Raw genomic sequence first — 1,465 nt, 5'->3', positions numbered from 1 at the left:
CGGCGGCACCACCCCCACCACCAGCAGCGGCGGCGGCGGCAACACCGGCGGCAGCGGTCAGCAGATCGTGGGCAACCAGTCCGGCCGGTGCCTCGACGTGCCGAACCAGAGCACCTCCAACGGCACCCAGTTGCAGCTGTACGACTGCTGGAGCGGCACCAACCAGCGCTTCACCTACACCTCGAGCAAGCAGCTGACGGTGTACGGCAACAAGTGCCTGGACGCCGCCAACAAGGGTACGACGAACGGCACCGCGGTCATCATCTACGACTGCAACGGCCAAGCCAATCAGCAGTGGAACGTGAACTCCGACGGAACTATCAGGGGCGTGCAATCGGGCCTGTGCCTTGACGCCGCTGGCAGTGGCAACTCCTCGAAGATCCAGCTTTACAGCTGCTGGGGTGGGGCCAACCAGAAGTGGGCTCTGCGGTAATTATGTGACAGCGTCGGGGTCGGACCCAGCCGGGTCTGACCCCGACCACCAAAGAAGTGGGCTCCAGCCTGGCTGGGGCCCACTTTTGTTGGCGCAGCTTTCTCGAGGCACTGCCATTCATGGACGCCGCCCAGCCTTGAGGAGTTTCGGCTTGAGGCCGGCCTCGCGCAGCAGGCGCCGCCCTTGCCCGATCGGCAACAGATCGACGTACACGATGCCGTCGAGGTGGTCGGTCTCGTGCTGCAGACACCGGGCGAAGTACCCGGTGCCGCTGATCTCGATCGGCGCCCCGTACACGTCGGAGCCGGTAACGGTGGCCAGCGCGGCCCGGGGCAGGTCGGCGGACGCCCCTGGCACGGACAGGCAACCCTCCTCCTCGGTGACCGCGCCGGCCAGCGCCGAGGGCGCCTGGAGCACCGGGTTGATCACATGACCGACGTGGCGTACACCGTCGGCGTCAGTGCAGTCATAGACGAACGCCCGTAGGGCCACACCGATCTGGTTGGCGGCCAGGCCCACGCCCCGTGCGGCGTACATCGACGCGAACATGTCGTCCACCAACGTTTCCAGCGTGCGGTCGAAGGTCGTGACGTCCGCACAGCGTCGGTGCAGAACCGGCTCGCCGTAGTACGTGATCCGGCGGACGGTCCCCGAGGTCCTGGCCATCGCTGCATGGTAAACGACGTTGGAGAAAACTCGCATATAGGGCTGCTGCGGGCGTTCGCCGCGCCCACGGCAGCGGCAGCGACAGCGGCAGCGGCAGCGGCAGCGGCAGCGACCGTGACCGTGACGGCCGCGCCGGCCGAACGTTCGCGGGACGGCGGCGCACGGCGGCACGACATGGGACGGGCGGGCCCGGCATACCGCCGAGCCCGCCCGCTTCGCGCATCCGATCCGGGAGGTCCGAACCGGTGTCACGCCACTACCGTTGCAGGGTCAGCACACCTGGCCGCCACGGCAGGTTGTTGTAGTCACCACCCGCGCTGGGGTTCTTGCCCTGGTAGAGCAGTTGCAGGTTGCACGGGTCGATCG

At 67.7% G+C, this 1,465-nt stretch carries 2 protein-coding genes; one reads left to right on the top strand and one right to left on the bottom strand.

The genetic code is table 11. The features are described from left to right. A partial coding sequence (locus ABD191_RS28705; protein WP_344089022.1) for an RICIN domain-containing protein occupies positions 1-433 on the top strand: 433 nt, incomplete at its 5' end. Between the two features lie 117 nt (positions 434-550). Here the strand turns inward: ABD191_RS28705 and def are convergent. Further along, positions 551-1,099, bottom strand: a complete 549-nt coding sequence (gene def, locus ABD191_RS28700; RefSeq protein WP_344089019.1) for a peptide deformylase — start codon at positions 1,097-1,099, stop codon at positions 551-553. Between the last annotated feature and the right edge of the window lie 366 nt (positions 1,100-1,465).

This window comes from Luedemannella helvata (genome assembly GCF_039528415.1).
GTDB classification, from domain to species: Bacteria; Actinomycetota; Actinomycetes; order Mycobacteriales; family Micromonosporaceae; genus Luedemannella; species Luedemannella helvata.
The sequence above is the reverse complement of the archived record's forward strand: the minus strand, read 5'-3'. Positions and strand labels throughout refer to the sequence as shown.